Source organism: Leptotrichia sp. HSP-342 (assembly GCF_041199995.1).
In the GTDB taxonomy this organism is placed as follows: domain Bacteria; phylum Fusobacteriota; class Fusobacteriia; order Fusobacteriales; family Leptotrichiaceae; genus Leptotrichia; species Leptotrichia mesophila.
Window position 1 is genome coordinate 382,877 of the sequence record NZ_CP165646.1, and the last position, 25,703, is coordinate 408,579.

At 30.6% G+C, this 25,703-nt stretch carries 23 protein-coding genes, 1 tRNA gene and 1 other annotated feature; all 24 genes read left to right on the plus strand.

The annotated features are described in order from the left end of the window. The first annotated feature begins 43 nt into the window (after positions 1 to 43). The 24 genes from AB8B23_RS01880 to AB8B23_RS01995 all read left to right on the plus strand — a co-directional run bounded on the left by AB8B23_RS01880 (position 44) and on the right by AB8B23_RS01995 (position 25,698). Positions 44 to 820: a DUF6683 family protein gene (locus AB8B23_RS01880; RefSeq protein WP_369713173.1), complete on the plus strand. Its 777-nt coding sequence runs from the start codon at positions 44 to 46 to the stop codon at positions 818 to 820. A gap of 101 nt (positions 821 to 921) precedes the next feature. After that, positions 922 to 1,692 (plus strand): DUF6683 family protein, encoded by a 771-nt coding sequence (locus AB8B23_RS01885; protein WP_369713174.1) that lies wholly within the window; start codon positions 922 to 924, stop codon positions 1,690 to 1,692. Between the two features lie 108 nt (positions 1,693 to 1,800). Then, positions 1,801 to 2,580, plus strand: a complete 780-nt coding sequence (locus AB8B23_RS01890; RefSeq protein WP_369713175.1) for a DUF6683 family protein — start codon at positions 1,801 to 1,803, stop codon at positions 2,578 to 2,580. 21 nt (positions 2,581 to 2,601) lie between these two features. Beyond that, positions 2,602 to 3,414: a TraX family protein gene (locus tag AB8B23_RS01895; RefSeq protein ID WP_369713176.1), complete on the plus strand. Its 813-nt coding sequence runs from the start codon at positions 2,602 to 2,604 to the stop codon at positions 3,412 to 3,414. After that, a complete protein-coding gene (locus AB8B23_RS01900; protein ID WP_369713177.1) occupies positions 3,404 to 4,234 on the plus strand; it encodes a hypothetical protein in 831 nt (276 codons plus the stop codon). Before AB8B23_RS01895 ends, AB8B23_RS01900 begins: the two co-directional genes overlap by 11 nt. A 33-nt stretch (positions 4,235 to 4,267) precedes the next feature. Next, complete coding sequence (locus AB8B23_RS01905; RefSeq protein WP_026746950.1) at positions 4,268 to 4,930, plus strand: DUF6683 family protein; 663 nt, start codon at positions 4,268 to 4,270, stop codon at positions 4,928 to 4,930. A gap of 16 nt (positions 4,931 to 4,946) precedes the next feature. Next, positions 4,947 to 5,714, plus strand: coding sequence for a hypothetical protein (locus tag AB8B23_RS01910; protein WP_369713178.1), 768 nt, complete (start codon positions 4,947 to 4,949; stop codon positions 5,712 to 5,714). Positions 5,715 to 5,851: 137 nt separating this feature from the next. Beyond that, a complete protein-coding gene (locus AB8B23_RS01915) occupies positions 5,852 to 6,631 on the plus strand; it encodes a hypothetical protein (protein WP_369713179.1) in 780 nt (259 codons plus the stop codon). Positions 6,632 to 6,690: 59 nt separating this feature from the next. Next, positions 6,691 to 7,776: a lipocalin family protein gene (locus AB8B23_RS01920; RefSeq protein WP_369713180.1), complete on the plus strand. Its 1,086-nt coding sequence runs from the start codon at positions 6,691 to 6,693 to the stop codon at positions 7,774 to 7,776. Between the two features lie 69 nt (positions 7,777 to 7,845). After that, entirely contained in the window at positions 7,846 to 8,964 is a 1,119-nt protein-coding gene (locus AB8B23_RS01925; protein WP_369713181.1) for a hypothetical protein, read from the plus strand. A 61-nt stretch (positions 8,965 to 9,025) separates the two neighbouring features. Then, a complete protein-coding gene (locus AB8B23_RS01930) occupies positions 9,026 to 9,316 on the plus strand; it encodes a ubiquinol-cytochrome C reductase (protein ID WP_369713182.1) in 291 nt (96 codons plus the stop codon). Between the two features lie 395 nt (positions 9,317 to 9,711). Next, positions 9,712 to 11,976, plus strand: coding sequence for a glycogen/starch/alpha-glucan family phosphorylase (glgP, locus tag AB8B23_RS01935; RefSeq protein ID WP_369713183.1), 2,265 nt, complete (start codon positions 9,712 to 9,714; stop codon positions 11,974 to 11,976). 840 nt (positions 11,977 to 12,816) lie between these two features. After that, on the plus strand, positions 12,817 to 12,966 hold the full coding sequence (gene rpmG / locus AB8B23_RS01940) for a 50S ribosomal protein L33 (RefSeq protein ID WP_021745196.1): 150 nt from the start codon (positions 12,817 to 12,819) through the stop codon (positions 12,964 to 12,966). Positions 12,967 to 12,982: 16 nt separating this feature from the next. After that, positions 12,983 to 13,058, plus strand: a tRNA-Trp gene (locus AB8B23_RS01945). Between the two features lie 132 nt (positions 13,059 to 13,190). Next, on the plus strand, positions 13,191 to 13,406 hold the full coding sequence (secE, locus tag AB8B23_RS01950; RefSeq protein ID WP_147004879.1) for a preprotein translocase subunit SecE: 216 nt from the start codon (positions 13,191 to 13,193) through the stop codon (positions 13,404 to 13,406). A 1-nt stretch (position 13,407) separates the two neighbouring features. After that, entirely contained in the window at positions 13,408 to 14,034 is a 627-nt protein-coding gene (gene nusG, locus AB8B23_RS01955) for a transcription termination/antitermination protein NusG (RefSeq protein WP_369713184.1), read from the plus strand. 117 nt (positions 14,035 to 14,151) lie between these two features. After that, positions 14,152 to 14,577 (plus strand): 50S ribosomal protein L11, encoded by a 426-nt coding sequence (rplK, locus tag AB8B23_RS01960; protein WP_021745199.1) that lies wholly within the window; start codon positions 14,152 to 14,154, stop codon positions 14,575 to 14,577. A 116-nt stretch (positions 14,578 to 14,693) separates the two neighbouring features. Continuing rightward, entirely contained in the window at positions 14,694 to 15,401 is a 708-nt protein-coding gene (gene rplA / locus AB8B23_RS01965; RefSeq protein ID WP_021745200.1) for a 50S ribosomal protein L1, read from the plus strand. Between the two features lie 121 nt (positions 15,402 to 15,522). Then, positions 15,523 to 15,683 (plus strand) — a sequence feature (ribosomal protein L10 leader region). A gap of 12 nt (positions 15,684 to 15,695) precedes the next feature. After that, entirely contained in the window at positions 15,696 to 16,202 is a 507-nt protein-coding gene (rplJ, locus tag AB8B23_RS01970) for a 50S ribosomal protein L10 (protein WP_021745201.1), read from the plus strand. 63 nt (positions 16,203 to 16,265) lie between these two features. Beyond that, positions 16,266 to 16,637 (plus strand): 50S ribosomal protein L7/L12, encoded by a 372-nt coding sequence (gene rplL, locus AB8B23_RS01975; protein ID WP_021745202.1) that lies wholly within the window; start codon positions 16,266 to 16,268, stop codon positions 16,635 to 16,637. A gap of 477 nt (positions 16,638 to 17,114) precedes the next feature. Next, positions 17,115 to 20,561: a DNA-directed RNA polymerase subunit beta gene (gene rpoB, locus AB8B23_RS01980; protein ID WP_369713185.1), complete on the plus strand. Its 3,447-nt coding sequence runs from the start codon at positions 17,115 to 17,117 to the stop codon at positions 20,559 to 20,561. Positions 20,562 to 20,673: 112 nt separating this feature from the next. Beyond that, the gene (rpoC, locus tag AB8B23_RS01985; RefSeq protein ID WP_369713186.1) at positions 20,674 to 24,747 is read left to right on the plus strand and encodes a DNA-directed RNA polymerase subunit beta'; all 4,074 of its coding nucleotides are present in this window, start codon (positions 20,674 to 20,676) and stop codon (positions 24,745 to 24,747) included. A gap of 165 nt (positions 24,748 to 24,912) precedes the next feature. After that, positions 24,913 to 25,464: a guanylate kinase gene (gmk, locus tag AB8B23_RS01990; RefSeq protein WP_021745205.1), complete on the plus strand. Its 552-nt coding sequence runs from the start codon at positions 24,913 to 24,915 to the stop codon at positions 25,462 to 25,464. A gap of 36 nt (positions 25,465 to 25,500) precedes the next feature. Next, on the plus strand, positions 25,501 to 25,698 hold the full coding sequence (locus AB8B23_RS01995; RefSeq protein ID WP_369713187.1) for a DNA-directed RNA polymerase subunit omega: 198 nt from the start codon (positions 25,501 to 25,503) through the stop codon (positions 25,696 to 25,698). Positions 25,699 to 25,703 lie beyond the last annotated feature (5 nt).

Genomic DNA, 25,703 nt, shown 5'->3' on the forward strand with positions numbered 1-25,703 from the left:
TAATAGAAATCATAAAAAAATAAAATTTTTAGGAGGAATAATTATGAAAATAAATTTGAGAAAACTATTTGTTATAGCAGTTATTGGGACAGGTTTATTTATATCACAGCCTGCACAGGCATTTTATTATGATATGTCAGACAGTTTTAACTATACAAACAATGTGATAAATAGTACAAGAAATTATTTACTTGGTAGTGAAGTAATAAACCACATTAAAAAAGGAGATTATTCTTCAAAGAAAAAATCAAATTCTAAAAAAACAACTACAAAAACAACGGGAAGTTCAGCAACTTCAACTACAGCCCCAAAAACAACAAAAGCAAATATTACTTTTAAATCGGACGGAAATACAAGAGGACTTGATTATTTTGTTAATAACTATCCGTCAAAACAGAGAGGGGAAGCAAGAACATATCTGAAAAAAATTCAGGATTCTTTCCCGCAGGTAGCACGTTCAGTAGGAATACCTACAAATGACCTGTCTTCAGGACTGGCAGCTGCAATAGCAGGAGCATATATGGCATATAACAATGTAAGTCTGAATGATGATTATATGAAACCTATGCAAAATCAGTTAAAAACAGTACTTCAAGGTGTAGATGACTTTGATAAAATGAGTGACAGTGATAAAAAATATATATATGACCAAATGGTAATAATAGGAATGACTTTAACCATAAATCAGTACCAAAATCAGCAAAACCCAAATGCAAAAGTTACCGCTCAGTTAAGAAATGCAGGTAAACAGGTGCTTGAGGGACTTCTCGGAGTAAGTGCAAGTGAAGTAAGAATAACATCATCAGGGCTTTCTTTTTAAAATAAATAATTACAAAAATAGGAAGTCTTATTATAGTATATAGTGATAATAAAAAACAAAAAAAATATGAAAATATATAATTCAATTCGGGAGAAATAATTATGAAAATAAATTTGAAAAAACTATTTGTTACGGCAGTTATTGGAGTGGGAGTATTTATAGCACAGCCGGCACAGGCATTTGCAGGATATGATTTTGATTATATTGGATTTCAAATAGAACAAGATACCCTAAAAAGAACATTTGATTATTACAATCAAGTTACTGGTACCAACGATATTCTTGAAAAGAGTTCAAACTCTAAGAGTACAGGAAGTAGTAAAAGTAAATCGTCTTCATCCCAAACATCGTCTAAACCAAAACCGGCAAAAAAAGCCAAAATAACTTTTAAATCGGATGGAAGTACAAGAGGACTTGATTATCTTGTCAATAACTATCCGTCAAAACAGAGAGCGGAAGCAAAAATTTATCTAAAAAAAATGTATGATTCATTCCCTCAAGTAGCACGTTCTGTAGGAATACCTACAAATGACCTGTCTTCAGGAATGGTTGCTATATTAGCGGGAGCATATATGGCCTATAACAATGTTAGCTTAAATGACAGTTATATGAAACCTATGGCAAAACAGTTTAAGGAAGCATTGGAAAGTGTATCGGAATTTGATAAAATGAGCGATAGTGATAAAAAATATGTTTATGATCAAATGGTAATAATAGGGATGACTTTGGCAGTAAATCAGTCTCAAAATCAACAAAATCCAAATGCAAAAGTTACCGCTCAATTAAGAAGAGCGGGAAAAGAAGTACTTGAGGGAGTTCTTAAAGTAAATGCAAGCAAAGTGAGAATAACGGCATCAGGGCTTTCTTATTAAAATAAATAATTACAAAAATAAGAAATTTTATCATATATATAGTGATAATATAAAAAAATAGAAAACAAAAAATATGAAAATATATAATTCAATTTAAGAGGAGAAATTATGAAAGTTAAGCAAATAAAAAAAATATTTTTAACAATAATAGCAGCATTAAGTTTTGGAATTTCAAATCAGGCTTACGGTTTTTTTATTGATTATAATGCACAATGGATGGCTAATCAAGGACTCAAAAATGCAAGAGAACAGGAAAAAAGGAATAGAGAAAGATATGAGGAAATGTATGGAGAAGACGAATATAATAATTTAATGTCAAAAAAAACATCGTCGAATAAAAAAAATACATCTTCATCGACAAGTGCTAAGACAGCTACTTCTACAAAAAAAGCTAAAATAACATTTAAACCTGATGGAAATACAAAAGGATTAGATGATTTAGTTCTTCAATATCCTTCAAATAAAAGAGCCCAAGTGAAACCTATATTGAAAAAATTACAGGATTCATTCCCGCAAGTAGCACGTTCTGTAGGAATACCTACAAATGATTTATCAACAGGAATGGCAGCTGTTGTAGCAGGGGCATATATGGCTTATAACAATGTCAGTTTGAATGACAGTTATATGAAACCTATGGCAAATCAGTTTAAAGAAGCCATGCAAAGTGTTTCTGAATTTGATAAAATGAGTGACAGCCAAAAAAAATATATTTATGACCAAATGGTAATAATAGGGATGACTTTGACTGTAAGTCAGTACGAAAATCAGCAAAATCCAAATGCAAAAACTACGGCTCAATTAAGACAGGCTGGTAAAAAGGTGCTTGAGGGACTTCTTGGAGTAAGTGCAAGCAAAGTGAGAATAACGGCATCAGGGCTTTCTTATTAAAATAATAGAATAGGAGTGAAAATGGATAAAAAAGATATATTTTCTAAAGGGATAAATTCTTTTACACTGCATATTCTGGCAATGGCATTTATGGTGGCAGATCATCTGTGGAATATATTTTTTCCTAATCAGATATGGTTAAATATGCTTGGAAGACTTGCCTTTCCTATTTTTGCCTTTATGCTTACGGAAGGATTTTTCAGGACTAAAAACAGAAAAAAATATTTAATACGTATTTTTATTTTTGCAGCTATTTCGGAAATTCCGTTCAATCTTTTTGCAAGTCTGGCATTAAGAGGAGAAGTAATGGTATTTTATCCATATAACAATGTATTATGGACTTTCGGAATTGCCTTATGTGGAATGAATTTACTGGAAAAGACGGAAAAATCAGAAAATCTGAATAAAATAATAAAATTTTTTGCAAAAGCCGTCATAAGCATTTTAACTGTCGCAATTGCACATTTTGCAAGAAGTGATTATTTAGGATATGGAATTGCAATTATTCTGATATTTTATTTTTTCAGGGGGAAAAATTACAGGAATATAATATTTCAGGCTGTATTAATGGTGTTTCTAAACGTATTTATTATGCCTGGACTTGAATTTCCGTTTAACTTTTTTGGAAATGAAATATTTATAAAAACACAGATATTTGCGATATTTTCACTGCCGATAATATGGCTTTACAACGGAAAGCAGGGTATTCATAACAGATTTACAAAATATATGTTTTATTTCTTTTATCCATTACACCTTTTACTAATAGTGGCGATTTATGTTTCTTTTATGATATATCTGATTTCTTTGATAGGTAAGAATTATGGAAATTAAGTCAAGCCAATATTTACAAAGCAAAAGTTTAAGAAGAACTGTTAAGAAAATAAAAAACATAAAAAATTCTGTATCCATTGGGGAAGTGATAAAATTGAAAAAAATTTTAATGATAGCTATGATAGTTTTTGCTGTTTTTAGCTGTAATAAGAAACAGGAACAAAATAAAACAAAAAAAGGTAATAATATTGATACAAGCCAGAGCGATAAAAATAAAACTGAAGAAAATAAAAAGAATTCAGAAAAAGACAGCTCTGAAATAGAAAAGCAGAAAGAAGTTTCATCAGAAGAAGTTATAAAAAAAGCGGAAGAGGAATTTTTAAAGGACAGCAAAAATCTTGAGAAATACCATAATTATGTAACTGTGGCATTTTATCAAAACCGTGAATTTAAAAGAACAAAGGAAATTACAGAAATATTTTTAAAAAATGCTCCTGATTATTCCTATGGTTACAGAGTGATGGCAGATATTCTCTTTTATGAAAAAAAATATAAGGAAAGTGCTGAATATTATGAAAAAGCAATAGGTATTTTAAAACATGGTAAACAGAGTTATGCTGAATATAAGGATATTAAAATATTAAATAATGTACTTTCAGAGATAATTGAAAAAAATTTGATACAGGCTTACAGATTGTCAGGAAATAATGAAAAAGCAGTAGAAACTTTTATAATTAACCAAAAATTTCTAAAAGAAAACTATAATCCCCTTTTGTATAACATAGCTTTAGAAAATGCCAAAAAGGATAATGAAATGTTAAAATCTGCTAATAGTAAAAAATATGAGGAAAACAAGAAGAAATTATCTGATTTAAATTAACAGTAAAATAAAAAAATTACAGGAGGAACAGTTATGAAAGCAAAATTTATGAAAAAAATATTTCTTTTAAGTATTTTAGCACTGGGACTTGGAATTTCAGGACAAGCTCATGCTGATTATAGCGATATGTTTAAAAATGAAATAATGCAGGAACTTTTAAATACAACTTCATCTTCACAAGGTAAATCTTACGGAAAATCATCACTTACTTTCACACAGGACGGAAGTACCGATGGACTGGAAACATTGGTTGCAACTTATCCAAAAAGCCAGCAAAAGGAAATAAGGGCATCATTAAAACAGCTGTACGATTCTTTCCCACAGGTAGCCCATTCTGTAGGAATACCTACAAATGATTTGTCTTCGGGAGTAGCGGCTGTAATAGCAGGAGCATACATGGCATATAACAATGTCAGTCTTAATGACGATTATGTGAAACCTATGGCAAATCAGTTCAAGGCTCATCTTGAAAACAGCGGATTTTTTGACGGAATGAGCAACAGGGAGAAAAAAAGTATGTACGACCAGATGGTTATGGTTGGAATGACTTTGGCTGTGGGACAGTCCTTAAATCAGAGCAATCCTAATTCACAAACTACAGCTCAATTAAGGGAGGCAGGAAAACAAATACTTGAAGCTATTTTAAAAGTGGATGCTGATAGAGTCCGTATAACAGCCCAAGGAATATCTTATTAATACGGAGGAGTCTAAAATGAATTCAATTATTGCATTAGTATATCTTTCAGTTGCTGTTATATTAATCGTTTTTGGTGTGAAACAAATAAAAAACAGAAAAAATCTTCGCAAAATTAATCAAAAACAGGAAGATGAGGTTAAAGAGAAAATAAAACTTGGAATTTTAGCAGCTGATACAGTTTACCGTGAAAGAACAGAAACAGGAAGAGTATTTTATGAAGTGCCGGAGGATTTGAAAAAAGCAGTTGTTCTAAATCTTATTTGCTTTGCCATAATGCTAATATTAATATTTCTGGGAATAAAAATTGGAATATTGCTTTTAATAGTCTGTGCTGTAATAAGTATGATACACGGATATAAATATTATTATTTAAAAGAAAAAACAAAAAATACACTTGAAATAATAAATGAAGACTTTTATTTAAATGGAAAATTATTGGATATAAAGGGCTATAACTGGGGTACTGAATTATTTCCCCTGTTTGGCTCTCGAATAATCAGACTTAAATCCCATATTTATCTTCTTGATGGCAAAAAGGAAATCTGTTTTGTACCTGAAAGACAGTTAAAAAGATCTCAAGTAGATATAATAATAGAAGATGACAGAATTTCTAAAATTATAGATGATATTATTGATGTAATCCAGAAAAGACAGATCCCAAAAGTAAAATTCAAACTTTTTAAAATGAAAAAAATGCAGAGCATACTTCTTTTTTTACTTTTTATATCAATTGTGATACTTGTTTTTTTGTATAAAAGCAAAGCATATATGTATTTATTTTAGTAAAATAATGGTAGCATATATGGTGTATAACAATATTATCTTTGTAAAAACAGGTACTGAAAACAATTTTAAAAGTGGGTGCTGACAGAATTCATATAACATTGCAAGGAATATCTTATTAATTCAGGGAGTTTAAAATGCTATATAGTTTAGTTTTTGCATTAATATATTTTGCAGTTTTGAGTATAATAATTATTTTTGATATGAAAAATAGAAAAATCAAAAAAAATTTACGTAAGATTATTCAAAAGCATAAAGATGAAGCTAAAGAGAAAATAAAACTTGGAATTTTAGCAGCTGATACAGTTTACCGTGAAAGAACAGAAACAGGAAGAGTATTTTATGAAGTGCCTGAAAATCTGAAAAAAGCAGTTCTTCTAAATATTATCTGCTTTACCATAACAGAAATATTAATGTTTTCTGGAATAAAAATTGGAATACTGCTTTTACTTAGCTGTGCTGTAATAAGTATAACATACGGGAACAAATATTATTATCCAAAAGAAAAAACAAAAGATACGCTTGAGATAATAAATGAAGATTTTTATTTAAATGGAAAATTACTGGATATTAAAGGCTATAACTGGGGTACTGAGTTATTTCCTCTATTTGGCACTCGAATAATCAGATCTAAATCTCACATCTATCTTCTTGATGGAAAAAAGGAAATCTGTTTTGTGCCTGAGAAAAACTTAAAAGGAGGATCTTCGCAAACAGATATAATGATAGAAAATAGCAGAATCTCAGAAATTGTGGACAACATGATAGACATAATTCAGAAAAAGCAGATTCCAAAAGTAAAATTTAGGCTTTTTAAAATGAAGATAATGCAGAGTATGCTTCTTTTTATACCTTTTATGCCGATTATAACATTTGTTTTGCTATATGGAAGCAAAGCACATATACATTTATTTTAATAGGATGAGAAAATAGCTGATGGAATTTTGAATAGTTAAATACAGACAGAGGTGAAAAAATGAAAAATAAAAAAATAAATCTAGCTATGATGGCAGGAATGATTTTAATGAGTATGGGATGTGAAGCAAAGGGGAAAGCTTCCCAAAGCAGTATTTCAGGAAAATATAATGTGGAAACGCTGACTACGAAAGGACAGACTGTAAAGGTGGCAGGGCAGAAATGCTTTGAAGATTCATATTTTGAAATAAAAGGAAATATTGCCTATATAAGCCTTAACAATGTAGTTAACGGGAACTGTATAACAAAGGCAGGAACCTATGATATGCAAAGTAAGGGCAACGGGAGATATATTCTTGTAGGAAATGGCAAGGAATCAGATGAAATTATTGTAAAAAATGGAAAAGTGCAGTATAATCAGGATACAGGAATTTCAATGATTTTTGTAAAATCTCAGGGAACAGTTGCAACAGCCAAAAATACTCAAAATAAAGGACAGGCATCGAAAGAAGTTTTATCAGGAGGCAATGTACAGGCTACAAAAGTTGGAAGAGGAATATATGCGGGAGTTGATCACAGCGGATTTGATCAAGTAATTTATTTGAGAGATGATGGTACGTATACAGAAGAATTGGGCAAATCTGACTGGAAAACAAGAGTAGATGGAACATATATAATAAATGGAAATAAGCTGATTACAACAGACAAAAAAGGAGTAAAAGACGAATATGAATATACATCAGCAGATAAAAAAACTATATTAGCACCTGGAAGCTTTTATATGTTTAAGACTCAAATACCTAAAAATAAGATTCCTGATGGTGTGTATAATTTCTATGTAGGCTCTGTATCAGGAAGTGCTGGAATAGGAGTTAGTGGAGCAGGAGGAAGTGGATATATAAAATTTGAAGGAAACAGATTTACAGAATCTTCAAGTTCATTTTCTTCAATGTCAACTTCTTCTGCTACAGGAGGCTCAAGCAGTTCAAGTAAAGCTTCAGGAACATATACTATAAATAATGGTGATTTGACATTAAAATATAATAACGGTGTAGTAAAGAAACATAGTTTCTTTTATATACCACCAACTTCGAGTGGAAAGGGTGCAATGGTTATTCTTGATGGGGATATTTATTATAATGATTAAAAAATCAGCAAATATAATATTTTACAGTGCAATCAGAAAAACTTATTATTAGAAAAATCAGGAGGAATCATGAAAAGATTTATATCATTTATTTTACTGGCAATTATATTTATAACAAGCTGCGGAATTAGCCAAAGTGCTGAAGAGAATGATGATAAAAAGGCTGTAATAGCGGCTTTTGAAGATTATATCAATGCGACAAAAAATGAAGACACAAAAAAAGTTAATGAATATCATTTAATATGGTTTAATATCTGGCGTACTTCACAGGAAAGTTATAAATATCTTACTTATAAAATAAATAAAATTGAACTAACAAATCAGAAAAATGGAAGCGGAAGGGACATAAAGCTGGCTTATGTAAATGTGTCACTAAAATATCCCGATTTAAACTATACAATGTCTAAATTTTATAAAAACAAAGACTTTAATTCGTTAGTTAAAGGAAAAAGCAGGCTGACACAAATGGAAATAATAGAAAAAGAAGTGTCTTCCTTTTTAAAAAGTGAATTAAAGAAAAATGATATAAAATATATCGAAAAGGAAATGACTGTAAAATTTGAGTACTTCTATCCGCTTAAAAAATGGGAAATTCCTTATGATGAGAATATAGAGTTTATAAATATTCTTTCACTTGACAGCTATAAAATAAAAGGAATGGATAAAACCATAGGAGAAATTGTAAGAACGCCGGAAAATGATGATGATAGAAAACTTTTAATCAGTGAAAAAGAGGAAAAAATAAGAAATAAAACAGCAAAAATTGATGATTATAAACTGCTTCTGATACTTTACTCGCCGGTAAAAAATCCTGATAACATTAACTTTAAAAGAATATCGCAAAAATTAATAGAAAATTTCCCTGATTATCCGGAAGGATACCGTATTATGACAGATTTCCTTTATCATAATTATCCTGATAACTATTCAGAAATACTGAATTATGCACAAAAAGGAATTGAAGCATATAAAAATGTCGATACAAAAAAATATCCGGAATTTATTTATGAAAATAGCATAAATCATCCATTAAACGAACTGTATACAATTATGATAGATGTTTATTTGAAAAAAGGTGAAAAGGAAAAAGCACTGGATGTGTTCAATAAAAACAAAAAAATTATAAAATATTGGATGCCTCCTGCGAATTACGCACAGCTTGTAAAAAGGCTGGGTGTACAATGGTAGAATTTATAAATTTTCACAAATAACTAAAAATTACAACAACAATAATAGGAGTTGATTTATTATGAAAAAAATTATTTTTGTATTTTTAATATTAGCAAGTGCCTACAGTTTTGCAGCACAAAAAACTTTAAGAACGGTAGAAAAATGTCGTGTAACTTCAAGAGGTATGACAAAAGATGGCAAAAGATTCGCAAACTGTGTCAGCCTTCAGTCAGGAAAAACATTTAATTTTACAGGACTTGTTGACCAGACTTATTACAAATTTTCAAAAGGAACAATATTTAAAGTATATTTTTATGGAAGCGGAAATAGAAATTTAACTTTGGAAACTTTTGACTATATTGGTAATTAATTTACTAAAAATAATATTTTTTAAATATTTTAAATAAAAAAATTTAAAATATCATATAAGAAGTAAAATAACAAAACATAATTGAGAAATTTTTGAAAAAATATTATTACTGTACCTCCAATCTTGAAAATTAAATTGGAGGTATATTTTTTATTTTCTTCAAGTCTTTTCGTATCCCAATCTTTCGACATTTACGTAAACGTCTTGACAAATTAAAAAATAAAGTATATAATATCTCCGACATAGTAAAACAACTTTAAAATTGGATATAACTTATAATTAAATTGCTTAAATTACAAGTTTATTTATTATAACAATAATCCAATTTTGAAGTGGTTAAACCATTAAATTTATTATAAAAAACAAAATTTATTTGAAAGGAAATAATCAAAACAGTGAGTTATAATTTTACAGATTTTTTACAGAAAAAAAATGAAAAAAATTTAAATGAAATGACAAATCAAGAAATTTATTACAAATTACTGGAATATGTTAAAGAAAGAGCAGATGAAAAAACACCTAATAAATCTAAAAAGAAAATATACTACATTTCTGCAGAGTTCTTAATTGGAAAATTGTTGTCAAATAATTTGATTAATTTGGGGATTTATAAGGAAGTAAGGGAAGAATTGAAGGCTGCAGGAAAAAACTTGAGCCACATTGAAGAAGTAGAAACTGAACCTTCATTAGGAAACGGTGGACTTGGAAGACTTGCTTCATGCTTTGTTGATTCAATGTCAACTTTAGGAATCAATGGAGAAGGAGTCGGACTTAACTATCACTGCGGACTGTTTAAGCAGGTTTTCAAAAACAATGAGCAAAAAGCTGAGGCAAACTACTGGATAGAAGACCAAAGTTGGCTAAGAGATACAAATATTGGATATGAAGTTAAATTCAAAAACTTCAGTTTACATTCAAAATTAAAAAGAATTGATATTTTAGGATATGAAAAAGATACAAAAAATTATTTGAATTTGTTTGATATTGAAAGCATTGACTACAATTTGATAGAAAATGGAATATCATTCGATGAAGAAAATATTGAAAAAAATCTAACATTATTCCTATATCCTGACGACAGTACAAAAAAAGGAGAATTGTTACGTATTTATCAACAATATTTCATGGTATCAAATGCAGCAAGATTGATTATTGCTGAAGCAACTGAAAAAGGAAGCAATATTCACGATTTAGCAGATTATGCATTTGTTCAAATTAACGATACACACCCAAGTATGGTAATTCCTGAATTAATCCGTATTATGACGGAAGAGCATAATATTTCTTTTGAAGAAGCAACAGAAATTGTAACAAAAATGACAGGATATACAAATCACACAATTTTGGCAGAAGCATTAGAAAAATGGCCTCTAGACTACTTAGAAGAAGTTGTGCCGAACATTGTTGAAATTATAAAAAAATTGGATAAAGTTATAAAAGTTAAATATTCAGATGAAAAAGTACAAATTATCGATGAGCAAAACAGAGTTCACATGGCAAATATGGATATTCATTTCTCTTCAAGTGTAAATGGAGTTGCTTATCTGCATACTGAAATCTTGAAAAATAGTGAACTTAAAGAATTTTATGAAATTTATCCAAACAAATTTAATAATAAAACAAATGGTATTACATTCAGAAGATGGCTTGAAAGCTGTAACGAAGACTTGGCAGACTACTTGAAAGAATTAATTGGTACAGGATACTTAACAGATGCTGAAAATCTAAAAGAACTTTTAAAATATGTTGATGATAAAAATGTTTATGAAAAATTATCACAAATTAAACACGAAAATAAAATTAAATTGAAAAAATATTTACAACATACACAAGGAATCGTTATTGACGAAAACAGTATCATTGATACTCAAATTAAGAGATTCCACGAATATAAACGTCAACAAATGAACGCTTTGTATGTAATTAAAAAATATTTAGACATTAAAAATGGAAAATTACCAGAAAGAAAGATAACAGTATTATTCGGTGGAAAAGCTGCACCAGCCTACATCATTGCTCAAGACATAATCCACTTAATACTTTGTCTATCAGAAATAATAAACAACGACCCAGAAGTAAACAAATACTTAAATGTTTACCTAGTTGAAAACTATAATGTAGGATTAGCTGAAAAAATTATTCCAGCAACAGATATTTCTGAACAAATCTCGCTTGCTTCAAAAGAAGCCAGTGGAACTGGAAATATGAAATTTATGCTAAATGGAGCATTGACTCTTGGAACAATGGATGGAGCGAATGTGGAAATTCATGATCTTGTAGGCGATGAAAATATCTATATTTTTGGAAAAAATAGTGATGATATAATTAAATTATACGAAACATCAGGATATGTTTCAAAAGATTACTACAAGCAAGATGGAATAAAAGAAGTAGTTGATTTCATAACGTCAGATAAATTATTAAAAGTAGGAAATAAAGAAAGATTAGAAAGACTTCAAAATGAATTAATAAACAAAGACTGGTTTATGACATTAATCGACTTTGAAGATTACTACAACACAAAAGAAAGAATGTTTAAAGACTATGAAAACAAAGACTTGTGGTACAAAAAAGTAATAAACAACATAGCAAAAGCAGGATTCTTCTCATCAGACAGAACAATCGAACAATATGAAAATGAAATCTGGAAAACTAAATAAATTTTATAAGACGGGGATTTAATGTCCTCGTTTTAAATTTACAAAAATCTATATTACAAAGTAAACTACAATCAAAAAAAAATGAAAAAATAAATAACAAAATTGAAATTGTAATATTATAAACATTTGTTACAATAAAACAAAAAATTGTAAGGAAGTTGATATTTATGAAAAAAATATTTTTAATTGTAATACTTGCAATAATTACAGTAAGCTAGTCCAAAAGAATGGGCAGCAGCAGCATATAATAAAAGAAGAGCCGAAAGAGGTGTGTGATGCTATAAAGATGAAAGTGGATATGTTTACTGCGAAGACAAATATGGAAATCGCCATTAGTATAAAATTTTAGAGAAATGAATTGTTGTGTTTGAAGCAAAATTTTTGGAATTTTCTTTCTTTTTTTATTTCATAGGATTGCTTATTGCTGCAAATCCTTATATTGGAGTAAAAAATTATCCTAATAATTAAAATTATGGTAAGATTTTAATTTTTAAGTAAAAGACAACTTAATTTGAGTTTTTCTATTATATTTAAGTTGATAATAACCTTATGAAATTAGAATAATTTTTGTTGAAAGCAAGCTTTGTATTTTACTGTAAAATTGAAATTTGAGAGCGTGAGTACAGAGGTATAGCGTTTGATACCTCTGTGTTAAAATAAATTAAATATAGTAAATAAAATAAAAAACAATTATTACTCAAAAATAATTTTAGAATAGAAAATAGAAAAGTTTAAAAAAAGTAAAGAAAATGGTATTGACAAAAAAAGAGGAATATGATATTATAAATGAGCTAGTTTATTCTGGTAATACCAATATTTTATTGGGAGGGATAGAAAACAATGAGAGTACAAGTTATTTTAGAATGCACTGAAACTAAGTTGAGACACTATGTTACAACTAAAAATAAAAAAACTCATCCTGAAAGATTAGAGTTAAGAAAATATAATCCAGTGCTTAAAAGACATTCTCTTTATAGAGAAGTTAAATAATCTCATAAAAATAGATAGGTCAGTAGTTCAATTGGTAGAGCGTCGGTCTCCAAAACCGAAAGTTGCGGGTTCGATTCCTGCCTGGCCTGCCATTTTATTTTATGGGAATTTTTTTTTGAAAGTATCAATTTGATTAATATCATAAAGATTAATCAAGTGTTAAATGATTATACAGTCAGTGTTTAGGTTTTGTTTAAATTCCTAAATAATTCTAGGAGAAAATCATGAGTAAATTTAATTTAAAAGAAGTTTTGGGAAATTTACGTGAAGAATATAAAAAGATATATTGGCCTGATAAAATAGAAGTTTATCATGTAACTATAATTGTGATTCTTATGACAGCATTTATAGCGATATATACACTACTTTTTGATACGGCGTTTAATTTTGTGCTGGCAAAGATAAGTGATATTTTGAAAAATCTTATAGGAGGCGCGTAAAGTGACTGAAACAAAGGAAAAAAATGAAGATGAAATTGTATACGAAAAAAAATGGTATATAATTCATACGTATTCTGGCTATGAAAAAAAAGTGGCGACAGATCTTGAAAAAAGAATAGAGTCGCTTGACTTGACAGATAGAGTTTTTAGAATTTTAGTTCCTGAAGAAGAGGTGCTAGAAGAAAAGCGTGGTAAACAAGTAAAAGTTTCAAGAAAACTTTTCCCAAGTTACGTAATGATAGAAATGCTTTCTGTTAGAGAAGAAAATGAGCTAGGATTAGGATATCGTGTTGACAGTGATGCTTGGTATGTTATAAGAAATACTAATGGAGTTACTGGATTTGTAGGAGTTGGAAGTGATCCGATACCGTTGTCTGATGAAGAAGCTTCAGATTTGCTTGCTAAAGTTGGTATTGATGTCGAAGGTGAAGAAAGAATACCAAGATTTGACATTAATTTTGAAGTTGGTGAAGTTGTTAACGTTAAAAGCGGTTCTTTTGATGGACAACAAGGAGAAATTTCTGAAATTGACTACGAACATGGTAAAGTAAAGGTTATGCTTGAAGTTTTAGGACGTTTAACTCCAGTAGAAGTAGAGCATACTGAAATAGAAAAAATAGACTATTAAAAGTCAAAAATAAAATTGAAAAACAAAAGTATTATTAAAGAATAATAATTAGCGAAATTTTAATTTGAAAGAAAAAGTGGGAGATTTAGCAAATTCAATTACCACAAAGGAGGAAAAATGGCTAAAGAAGTAATCGGAAAGATTAAATTACAATTAGAAGCAGGGAAAGCAAATCCTGCACCACCAGTAGGACCTGCATTAGGACAACATGGGGTAAATATTGCAGAATTTTGTAAAGCATTTAATGCTCAAACACAAGATAAAATGGGATTTGTAATTCCAGTAGAAATAACTGTTTATGCAGATAGAAGTTTTACTTTTGTTTTAAAAACTCCACCTGCATCAGATTTATTAAAAAAAGCAGCTAAAGTTCAAAAAGGTGCTGGAAACTCTTTAAAAGAAGTTGCTGGAACTATAACAAAAGCTCAATTACAAGAAATTGCAGAAACTAAAATGCCAGACTTAAATGCTGGATCAGTTGAAGCAGCTATGAATATTATTGCAGGAACTGCGAGAAGTATGGGTATCAAAATTTCTGAATAATAAAAAGGAAATTTTAATAACAGATATAATTCTATAATTAAAAAAATAAATTAAATGATTAGTAAAACAAGTGGGAGATTTAGTAAATTCAATTACCACAGAGGAGGAAATAATAAATGGCAAAAAGAGGAAAAAGATATAATAACATTTCTCAAAAAGTAGATAAAATGAAAGTTTACACACCAGAAGAAGCATTGGAATTAGTTTTTGAAACTAAAAGTGCTAAATTTGTGGAAACAGTAGAATTAGCAATAAGATTAGGAGTAGATCCAAGACACGCTGATCAGCAAGTAAGAGGTACAGTTTCATTGCCCAATGGTACAGGTAAAACTGTAAGAATTCTAGCTATTACAAGTGGAGAAAATATTGATAAAGCATTAGCTGCAGGAGCAGATTTTGCTGGAGATGATGAATATATTAATAAAATTCAAGGTGGATGGCTAGATTTTGACTTAGTAATTGCTACGCCTGATATGATGCCTAAATTAGGTAGATTAGGAAGAATCTTAGGAACTAAAGGATTAATGCCTAATCCTAAATCAGGAACAGTTACAACAAATGTTGAACAAACAGTTCAAGAATTTAAAAAAGGAAAAGTTGCGTTTAAAGTTGATAAATTAGGATCAATTCACTTACCAATTGGGAAAGTTGACTTTACAAAAGAAGCTATCGTAGAAAACTTCAAAGTTGCTTTAGATCAAATTATTAAATTAAAACCAGCTGCTTCAAAAGGACAATATTTAAGAACAGTTGCAATCTCATTAACTATGGGACCTGGAATTAAAATTGATCCATTATTGGCTGGAGCATTTGTAGCTGAATAGTAAAAAAATAATATTACCGAGTAGATTTTTTCTATTCGGTAATTTAGAAATAATTTTTTAAAAGATACTTGCATTTTTTTAAAAGTTATTGTATAATAATACATATTGATTTGTAACACATAAATCATATAAATAATAACCAAAGACAGTAGGTAGAATGAAAGTTCTTTAAACCCTACCGAGGTAAATATTATTACAAATAGATATTAGAATAATAGATATTTTTATAGTATGATACCTCTGGGCTTATTGTTTTTGTTTCAGAGGCTTTTTATTATAAGGAGGTGAAACAAATTGCCAGCACAAGCAAAATTAGAAGCAGTAAAAAGTTTAGTTGAAAAATTAAAAGAAGCTAAAGCGGTAGTATTTGTTGATTATAAAGGAATTAGTGTTAATGAAGATACTGAACTTCGTAAAACTGCAAGAGAAGCAGGAGTAGAATATTTCGTTGCTAAAAACAGATTGTTTAAAATAGCATTGAAAGAAGCAGGATTTGATACAAATGTTGATGATTTATTAGAAGGAACTACATCGTTTGCATTAGGATATGAAGATGGAGTTGCGCCATCTAAATTAATTTTTGATTTTGGGAAAAAATTAAAAGATAAATTGTCAATTAAAGGTGGATTGCTAGAGTCTGAAAGAGTTGACGTGTCAACTGTTGAAGCATTGGCTAAATTACCATCAAGAGACGAATTACTTGGTCAAATTGCTTATGGATTGTTGTCGCCAGTTAGAATGTTGGCTGTTGCATTAACAAATGTTGCAGAACAAAAAGAAACTGGAGCATCAGCAGAGTAATTTTAAACATAAAATAATTTTAAAAATATAAAAATAAATAAAAAATTAGGAGGAAATAAAATAATGGCATTTAATAAAGAACAATTTATAGAAGATTTAAAAGCTATGTCTGTATTAGAATTAAAAGAAGTAGTTGAAGCTATTGAAGAAACATTTGGAGTATCAGCTCAACCAGTAGCAGTTGCAGGAGGTGCAGCAGCAGGAGGTGCAGCAGCTGAAGAAAAAACTGAATTTGATGTAATCTTAGTATCTGCAGGAGGAGCTAAATTAGCAGTAATTAAAGAAGTAAGAGGAATTACTGGATTAGGACTTAAAGAAGCTAAAGAATTAGTTGAAGCTGGTGGAAAAGCAATTAAAGAAGGAGTTGCTAAAGAAGAAGCTGAAGCAATAAAAGCTCAATTAGAAGGTGCAGGAGCAACTGTAGAATTAAAATAGTAAAAAGAAAATCAATAGTGAAGACACTCTTAAGGATTATAGAGAGTGTCTTTTTCCACTACAAAACTTTAAAATTGAATAATTAATTATTCTTTTTTGTATTAATTTTTATAAATAAGTCAAACAAATTCATAATTATAATACGATAAAGCTACTTCTAAAAGAATATCGAAAAGGATTACTTTTAGATAAATTCAGTTGTTTTTTAATAATCAAATCTGAAAAGTGGTTTTGGTATAATTAACTTTAAGGCTAAATATAGAGGTTTACATGTTTAAAACAGGAGTATTTTTAGTCTATTTTTTAGTTTTTTATAGTATAACGATATGAGTTTTTATAAAGGTTGCTTAGTTTAAGTGACGTGAAATAACAAATCGAAATTATGAGAACATTTTTAGATGAAGTTTGAATTTTTAAATTTAATTTTTGATTTGAATTTAAGAAGAATGTGTTCTTTTATAGGGAGGAATTTTTTAAATGAACAAACTTATTGAAAGATATAGTTTCGGAAAAATAGTAGACAGAGGGGAAATGCCACACTTTTTAGAATTTCAATTAAATTCTTATGAAGATTTTTTACAGACTAAAGTGCCACCTCAAAAAAGAGAAAATAAAGGATTTGAAGCAATCTTTAATGAAATTTTTCCAATTGAATCCAGCAATGGGTTACTAAAATTAGAATACTTATGGTATGAAATTCACGATAATGATGAACCTTTAAATGATGAATTGGAATGTAAAAAAAGAGGTAAAACATATTCTGGACAATTAAAAGTTAGATTAAAATTAACTAACAAGAGAACAGGAGAAATTCAGGAAACATTAGTTCATTTCGGAGATATACCACTTATGACTGATAAAGCGACATTTATTATAAATGGTGCTGAAAGAGTCGTTATTTCTCAATTACACAGATCACCAGGAATTACTTTTAACAAGGAATTAAATATTCAGACAGGAAAAGATGTGTTTATTGGGAAAATTATCCCTTATAAAGGAACATGGCTTGAATTTGAAACTGATAAAAATGACATCTTAAATGTAAAAATTGATAGAAGAAAGAAAGTATTATTACCAGTATTTTTAAAAGCGGTTGATTTTTTCCAAAATAATACGGAAATTATGAATCATTTCTTTGAAGAAAAAGAAGTAGAGTTGTCAGAACTTTATTCAAAATATAGAGATACTGAGCTGGAAGAAGTTTTGCGTTCAAGATTAGAAGGAAGTTTTGTAAGGGAAGATATTTTAGATGAAGAAACAGGAGAGTTTGTTGCAGAAGCAGAAGAAATTGTTGATATGCCTGTAATTCAGAAAATAATAGATGCAAAAGTGCCTGTAATTAATATTTGGGAAGTAAAGCCTGAGGATAGAATTATTGCAAATGCTTTAGTACATGACAGCACAAAAAATAATGATGAAGCCGTTATTGAAGTGTTTAGAAAATTGCGTCCAGGAGACTTAGTAACTGTAGACAGTGCCAGATCGCTTGTTAAACAGATGTTCTTTAATCCTCAAAGATACGATTTGGCAGATGTTGGAAGATACAAGGTTAACAAAAGATTAAAACTGGATGTTCCAGCTGATGTAATCGTATTGACAAAAGAGGATGTTTTGCAGACTATTGAGTATGTAAAAAATCTTGTAAGCGGAGAAGGCTTCACGGATGATATTGACAACTTGTCAAATAGACGTGTAAGAGGTGTTGGAGAGCTGCTTTCTATCCAAATAAAAGGTGGAATGCTTAAAATGTCTAAAATGGTTAGAGAAAAAATGACAATCCAAGATATTACGACATTGACTCCGCAAAGTTTATTAAATACAAAGCCGTTAAATGCCTTAATTCTTGAGTTTTTTGGAAGTGGGCAGTTGTCACAATTTATGGATCAGTCTAATCCATTGTCAGAATTGACTCATAAGAGAAGAATTTCAGCATTAGGACCAGGGGGACTTTCGAGAGATAGAGCAGGGTTTGAGGTGCGTGACGTTCATAACTCGCATTACGGAAGAATTTGTCCAATAGAAACTCCAGAGGGACCAAATATTGGACTTATTGCTTCACTTTCAACTTATGGGAAAGTTAATAAATACGGATTTATAGAAACTCCGTTTGTAAAAATAAATGATGGGAAAGCGGATTTTAATGATATTAGATATTTAGCGGCTGATGAAGAGGAAGGTCTATTTATCGCACAGGCTGATACTCCTATTGATAAAGATGGAAATTTCTTGACTGATGAAGTTGTTTGCCGTTATGGAGATGAAATTGTGCATATTGATAAATCAAAAGTTGATATTTTGGACGTGTCACCTAAACAGCTAGTATCTGTTTCAGCGGGATTAATTCCATTCTTGGAACATGATGATGCCAACCGTGCATTGATGGGTTCAAATATGCAACGTCAAGCAGTACCATTATTAAAAACGCAGGCTCCTTATGTAGGAACTGGGCTTGAAAGAAAAGTTGCTGTGGATTCAGGAGCAGTAATTACTTCAAAAGCAGCAGGAACTGTAACTTTTGTGGATGCAAGAAAAATTATTGTAACTGATAAAGAAGGAAAAGAACATTACCATAGATTATTAAACTTTGAAAAATCTAACCAATCAATGTGCTTACACCAAAAACCAATTATTGATTTGGGAGATAAAGTTAAAAAAGGTGATATTATTGCAGATGGACCATCTACTGCGGGTGGAGATTTGGCATTAGGTAAAAATATCTTGCTGGCATTTATGCCTTGGGAAGGATATAACTTTGAGGATGGAATCCTTATTTCTGAAAGACTTAGAAAAGATGACGTATTTACATCAATTCATATTGAAGAATTTGATATTGAAGCAAGAACTACAAAATTAGGAGATGAAGAAATTACAAGAGAAATTCCTAATGTTTCTGAAGAAGCTTTGAGAAATCTTGATGAAAATGGAATTGTAAGAATAGGAGCTCATGTAACTCCTGATGATATCCTTGTTGGAAAAGTAACTCCAAAAGGGGAAACTGAACCACCAGCAGAAGAAAAATTATTACGTGCAATCTTTGGGGAAAAAGCAAAAGATGTAAGAGATACTTCATTAAGACTTCCACACGGAGTAAAAGGAACTGTTGTAGACGTACTTGAATTGTCTAAGGAAAATGGAGATGATTTGAAAGCTGGAGTAAATAAACTAATCAGAATTTATATTGCGGAAAAAAGAAAAATAATGGTTGGGGATAAAATGTCTGGACGTCATGGAAACAAAGGGGTTATTTCAAGAGTATTACCAGTTGAAGATATGCCACATTTAGAAAATGGAACACCGATAGATGTTTGTCTTAACCCACTTGGGGTGCCATCACGTATGAATATCGGACAGGTTTTGGAAGTGCATTTGGGACTTGCAATTGGAGATATTGACAAATATATTGCAACACCAGTATTTGATGGAGCAAGTGAAGAAGATGTTAAAAATTACTTGGAAGAAGCTGGATACAGCAGAACTGGTAAAGTAAAACTGATTGATGGAAGAACTGGACAGCCATTTGACAACCCAGTAACAGTTGGACGTATGTATATGCTAAAACTTCACCACTTGGTAGAGGACAAAATGCATGCCAGAGCAATTGGACCATATTCACTTGTTACTCAGCAGCCACTTGGAGGAAAAGCCCAATTTGGTGGACAAAGACTTGGGGAAATGGAAGTTTGGGCATTGGAAGCCTATGGTGCGTCAAATATCCTTCAAGAAATGCTTACAGTTAAATCAGACGACATTAGCGGAAGAACAAAAACTTATGAAGCTATCGTAAAAGGACAGGCAATGCCAGAAGCAGATGCTCCAGAATCATTTAGAGTATTAATTAAGGAATTCCAGTCACTTGGATTAGATGTCGCTCTTTATGATAAAGATGGGGAACAAATTGAATTAGATAAAAATATAGATGCTTAGTAAAAAAATGGGTAAAAACAGAATTTTAAATTAAAAGTTAAAATATAAAAAAGTTTTCCCACTTTACTTTTCAAAAAAAGTGGAATTAAAGAATAGAGGAGGCTCTTAACGAATGAGTATAAGAGATTTTGACAGTATTCAAATAAAATTGGCATCGCCAGAAAAGATTTTGGAATGGTCGTATGGTGAAATTACAAAAGCCGAAACAATAAATTATAGAACTTTAAAACCTGAAATGGACGGATTATTCTGTGAGAGAATATTTGGACCATCTAAGGATTATGAATGTGCCTGTGGTAAGTACAAGAGAATGCGTTACAAAGGCATGGTATGTGAAAAATGTGGTGTTGAAGTGACAACTTCAAAAGTTAGACGTGAAAGAATGGGACATATAAAACTTGCTACTCCAATTGCACATATCTGGTATTCTAAAGGTACGCCTAACAAAATGAGCCTTTTATTGGGAATCAGTACGAAAGAATTGGAATCAGTTCTATATTTTTCAAGATATATTGTGACTGATCCAGGAGAAACTGGGCTTCAAAAAGGTGAAATTCTGACTGAACGTGAATATAAACTATATGAAAACCAGTTTAAAAATGAATTTACAGCAAAAATGGGAGCTGAGGGAGTTCTAGCCTTGCTTGAGGAAATCGACTTGTTTGAACTAGAAAAAACTTTGCAAGGAGAAATGGATACAGAACACTCTACACAAAAAAGAAGAAAAGTTATAAAAAGATTAAAAGTAGTTAGAGATTTGATAGAAGCAGGGAACAGGCCAGAATGGATGATTTTGACTGTATTACCTGTAATTCCTGCGGATTTACGTCCGATGGTTCAATTAGATGGTGGAAGATTTGCCACTTCTGACTTGAATGATTTATATAGAAGAGTAATCAACAGAAATATCAGACTTAAAAAATTAATGTCAATAAAAGCGCCTGAAATTGTAATAAAAAATGAAAAAAGAATGCTTCAGGAAGCAGTTGACGCATTAATTGACAATGGTAGACGTGGAAAACCAGTTGTTACACAAAATAACAGGGAATTAAAATCGCTTTCTGATATGCTGAAAGGGAAACAAGGACGTTTTAGACAAAATCTACTAGGAAAACGTGTGGATTATTCAGGAAGATCGGTTATCGTCGTTGGACCAAATTTAAAAATGAATCAATGTGGACTTCCTAAAAAAATGGCACTTGAGCTGTATAAACCATTTTTAATGAGAGAACTTGTAAAAAGGGAACTTGCCTCAAATATAAAAGTGGCTAAGAAAATGGTTGAGGAAGAAGATGAAAATGTATGGGAATTGATTGAAGAAATTATTAAAAATCATCCAGTTCTTTTAAATAGGGCGCCAACATTGCATAGACTTTCAATTCAAGCTTTTGAGCCAACATTAATTGAAGGGAAAGCAATAAGACTTCATCCACTTGTATGTTCTGCTTTTAACGCAGATTTTGATGGAGACCAAATGGCAGTACACTTGGTATTGTCACAAGAAGCCCAAATGGAAGCAAAATTATTAATGCTTGCAACAAATAACATTATCGCACCATCAAGTGGTAGACCGATAGCAGTTCCATCACAAGATATGGTAATGGGATGTTATTATATGACAAAGGAAAGAAAAGGTGTTAAAGGAGAAGGAAAATCTTTCTCTAACAAAAACCAGTTAATTACAGCATACCAAAATGGACAAGTTGCAGTTCACGCACTTGTAAATGTAAGAATTGATGGAAAAACAGTACAAACTACACCTGGACGTCTTATGTTTAACACAATGCTTCCAAAAGAAGTGAGAGATTATACAAAAACTTTTGGTAAAGGTGAATTAGGAAAGTTAATCGCTGAACTGTATAAAAAATTTGGATTTGAAAAAACATCTGAACTGCTTGATAAAATTAAAGAGTTTGGATTCCACTATGGAACACTTGCTGGAATTACTGTTGGAATTGAAGATTTGGAAATTCCTGAAAGTAAAAAGGCTATTTTGGAAAAAGCTGAAAATGAAGTGGCTGAAATTGAGGAACAATATAAATCTGGAGAAATTATTGATGCAGAAAGGTACAGAAGAACAGTCGCAATATGGGATGAGGCAGTTTCAAAAGTAACTAAGGAAATGATGGATAATTTGGATGAATTCAATCCAGTTTATATGATGGCGAATTCTGGAGCCAGAGGTTCGATTGCACAAATGCGTCAACTTGGTGGAATGCGTGGACTTATGGCAGATACGCAAGGGCGTATTATCGAAATGCCAATTAAAGCCAACTTTAGAGAAGGACTTAACATTCTTGAATTCTTTATGTCATCACATGGAGCGAGAAAAGGACTTGCGGATACAGCATTAAGAACAGCGGATTCAGGATACTTAACAAGAAGACTTGTTGATATTTCACACGAAGTTATTGTAAATCATGATGATTGTGGATGTGAACACGGAATTGTCGTATCAGATTTGATGGATGCTGGGGAAGTAATCGAAAAATTAAGTGAAAGAATTTATGGAAGAAACTTGGCAACAGACTTGATTCATGAAGGAAAAGTAATTGCTGAAAGAAATACCTTAATAACTGATGATTTAATTAGAAAGATTGAAGAATTAGATATTCGTGAAGTAGAAATAAGAACGCCTTTGACATGTAAACTGGAAAAAGGAGTTTGTAAAAAATGTTATGGATTAGATCTTTCTAATCATAAGGAAATTCTTAAAGGAGAAGCAGTTGGAGTTATCGCAGCTCAATCAATTGGAGAACCTGGTACACAGCTTACAATGCGTACTTTCCATACAGGAGGGGTAGCAACAGCGGCATCTGTTCAGTCAGACTATAAAGCTGATGTTTCTGGAAAAGTTAAGCTTAAGGATATCTCTGTACTTGTAAATGAGGAAGGCAAAGAAATTGTTGTTTCACAAAATGGACGTGTAATAATAGGAAAACATAGATATGAAGTACCATCAGGCTCGACTTTACACGTAAAAGATGGAGATTCAGTTAAGAAAGGACAAGTATTGGTAGAATTTGATCCTTATCAAATACCGATTATTACTTCTGTTGAAGGAAAAGTAGAATTTAGGGATATTTACGTAAGGGAAAATATTGACGTAAAATATGGAGTTACTGAAAAAGTGGCGATAAAACCTGTGGAAAGTAATGATGTAAACCCTAGAATAATAATTTATACAAAAGATGATAAGAAAGTAGAATATGCAGTTCCTTATGGGGCATATTTAATGGTAAGTGAAGGAGAAACTGTCAAAAAAGGTCAAATTATTACAAAAATCCTAAAAACTGGAGAAGGAAATAAGGATATTACAGGAGGACTTCCTCGTGTACAAGAATTATTTGAGGCAAGAAACCCTAAAGGAAAAGCTATTCTATCAGAAGTTGCAGGGCGTGTAGTTTTCTCTGACAAAAAGAAAAAAGGTATGAGATTAATCTTGATTGAAGATCCTGAAAGTGGGGAATTAATACAAGAATATACTGTTCCTGTTGGAGAGCATTTAGTTGTAACTAATGAGATGTTAATTGAAAAAGGTGCGAAAATAACTGACGGGCCTGTTTCACCACACGATATTCTGAAAATAAAAGGACTTGTAGAAGCACAGCAATTTATTCTTGAATCAGTACAGCAAGTTTATAGAGAGCAAGGAGTTGCGGTTAACGATAAACATATTGAGATAATCGTAAAACAAATGTTCCAAAAAATTAAAGTTAAAGAAGCTGGAGATTCATTATTCCTTGAAGATGAGTTAATCGATAAAAAAATTGTGGAACGTGAAAATGAAATATTAATTTCAAAAGGAAAACGTCCAGCAACTTACGAACCAGTAATTCAAGGTATTACGAAAGCAGCTGTAAATACAGAAAGTTTCATTTCTGCGGCATCGTTCCAAGAAACTACAAAAGTTCTTGCAAATGCGGCTGTTGAAGGAAAAACAGACAGACTTGAAGGATTGAAGGAAAATGTAATCATTGGTAAAAAAGTGCCAGGAGGTACAGGATTCAATGATTATAAATATTTGGATGCAGTATTAAAAAATGATATTGTAGAAGAGGAAGCTGTGGAAACTGAAGTGGAAGTAGATGGAGAAAAAGTAGAAGTTACAGAAACTTTAGGTTCCTTAAAGGACAATCCAAATGAAATTATAGAAACTGTTGAAGAAACAGCAGAAGTTGAATAATTAAGATAATTTAAACTTGATTGGTAAATATATACTTGTAGCAACTATGAATATAAAATTTTAATATTACTGTCAAAATTAGATTATTAATATAATATTGTGAATAGGGAGATTTGTGAATATAAATTTCCCTTATTCGCGTAAAAAAATAAAAGGTGGTTTCTAATGAAAGGAAAACTATTCATTATTTCAGGGCCTTCAGGCTCAGGAAAATCAACAGTTACAAAATTAGTAAAAGATCGACTAAATATTCCATTATCAATATCAGCTACAACTCGACAGCCAAGAGACGGAGAAATCGATGGTAAAGACTACTTTTTCTTAACTAAGGAAATTTTTGAACAAAAAATAAAAAATGATGAATTTTATGAATATGCAAATGTTCATGGAAATTATTATGGAACATTGAAAGAAGTAGTAGAAAGTAATTTAAATAAAGGATTAAATGTAATTTTGGAAATTGATGTGCAAGGTGCATTAATTGCGAAGGAAAAGAAAAAAGACGCTGTATTGGTATTTTTTCGTACAAAGGATATGGAAACTCTTGAAAAAAGGCTTCGTAACAGAAATACTGATACAGAAGAAGTTATTCAGACACGTTTAAAAAATGCGTTAAAAGAACTGGAATATGAAAAAAAATATGATTACACTATAATAAATAATGATATTGAAGAATCTTGCACAGCATTGATAAATATTATTAATCCACAAAATTGATATAAATTCTAAAATAATAGGAGAAAATTATAAAAAATGAAAAAAGAAAAAATAACAATAGATGAACTATTGACTAAAATACCGAATAAATATGAACTTGCAATTGTATCAGGAAAAATTGCAAAAAGAGAATTTGCTAAAGGAAAGCAAAAATCGGAAATAATGGATGAAGTTTTTAAAGATATTATGGAAGATGATGTGGAAATAATTCGTGAAACTAATGAGAGAAATTAAAAAAA

Bases quoted from the DNA above. Each gene is read 5' to 3' on its own strand.
- AB8B23_RS01880 (WP_369713173.1), top strand. From the start codon at position 44: ATGAAAATAAATTTGAGAAAACTATTTGTTATAGCAGTTATTGGGACA.
- AB8B23_RS01885 (WP_369713174.1), top strand. From the start codon at position 922: ATGAAAATAAATTTGAAAAAACTATTTGTTACGGCAGTTATTGGAGTG.
- AB8B23_RS01890 (WP_369713175.1), top strand. From the start codon at position 1,801: ATGAAAGTTAAGCAAATAAAAAAAATATTTTTAACAATAATAGCAGCA.
- AB8B23_RS01895 (WP_369713176.1), top strand. From the start codon at position 2,602: ATGGATAAAAAAGATATATTTTCTAAAGGGATAAATTCTTTTACACTG.
- AB8B23_RS01900 (WP_369713177.1), top strand. From the start codon at position 3,404: ATGGAAATTAAGTCAAGCCAATATTTACAAAGCAAAAGTTTAAGAAGA.
- AB8B23_RS01905 (WP_026746950.1), top strand. From the start codon at position 4,268: ATGAAAGCAAAATTTATGAAAAAAATATTTCTTTTAAGTATTTTAGCA.
- AB8B23_RS01910 (WP_369713178.1), top strand. From the start codon at position 4,947: ATGAATTCAATTATTGCATTAGTATATCTTTCAGTTGCTGTTATATTA.
- AB8B23_RS01915 (WP_369713179.1), top strand. From the start codon at position 5,852: ATGCTATATAGTTTAGTTTTTGCATTAATATATTTTGCAGTTTTGAGT.
- AB8B23_RS01920 (WP_369713180.1), top strand. From the start codon at position 6,691: ATGAAAAATAAAAAAATAAATCTAGCTATGATGGCAGGAATGATTTTA.
- AB8B23_RS01925 (WP_369713181.1), top strand. From the start codon at position 7,846: ATGAAAAGATTTATATCATTTATTTTACTGGCAATTATATTTATAACA.
- AB8B23_RS01930 (WP_369713182.1), top strand. From the start codon at position 9,026: ATGAAAAAAATTATTTTTGTATTTTTAATATTAGCAAGTGCCTACAGT.
- rpmG (WP_021745196.1), top strand. From the start codon at position 12,817: ATGAGAGTACAAGTTATTTTAGAATGCACTGAAACTAAGTTGAGACAC.
- secE (WP_147004879.1), top strand. From the start codon at position 13,191: ATGAGTAAATTTAATTTAAAAGAAGTTTTGGGAAATTTACGTGAAGAA.
- rplK (WP_021745199.1), top strand. From the start codon at position 14,152: ATGGCTAAAGAAGTAATCGGAAAGATTAAATTACAATTAGAAGCAGGG.
- rplA (WP_021745200.1), top strand. From the start codon at position 14,694: ATGGCAAAAAGAGGAAAAAGATATAATAACATTTCTCAAAAAGTAGAT.
- rplL (WP_021745202.1), top strand. From the start codon at position 16,266: ATGGCATTTAATAAAGAACAATTTATAGAAGATTTAAAAGCTATGTCT.
- rpoB (WP_369713185.1), top strand. From the start codon at position 17,115: ATGAACAAACTTATTGAAAGATATAGTTTCGGAAAAATAGTAGACAGA.
- rpoC (WP_369713186.1), top strand. From the start codon at position 20,674: ATGAGTATAAGAGATTTTGACAGTATTCAAATAAAATTGGCATCGCCA.
- gmk (WP_021745205.1), top strand. From the start codon at position 24,913: ATGAAAGGAAAACTATTCATTATTTCAGGGCCTTCAGGCTCAGGAAAA.
- AB8B23_RS01995 (WP_369713187.1), top strand. From the start codon at position 25,501: ATGAAAAAAGAAAAAATAACAATAGATGAACTATTGACTAAAATACCG.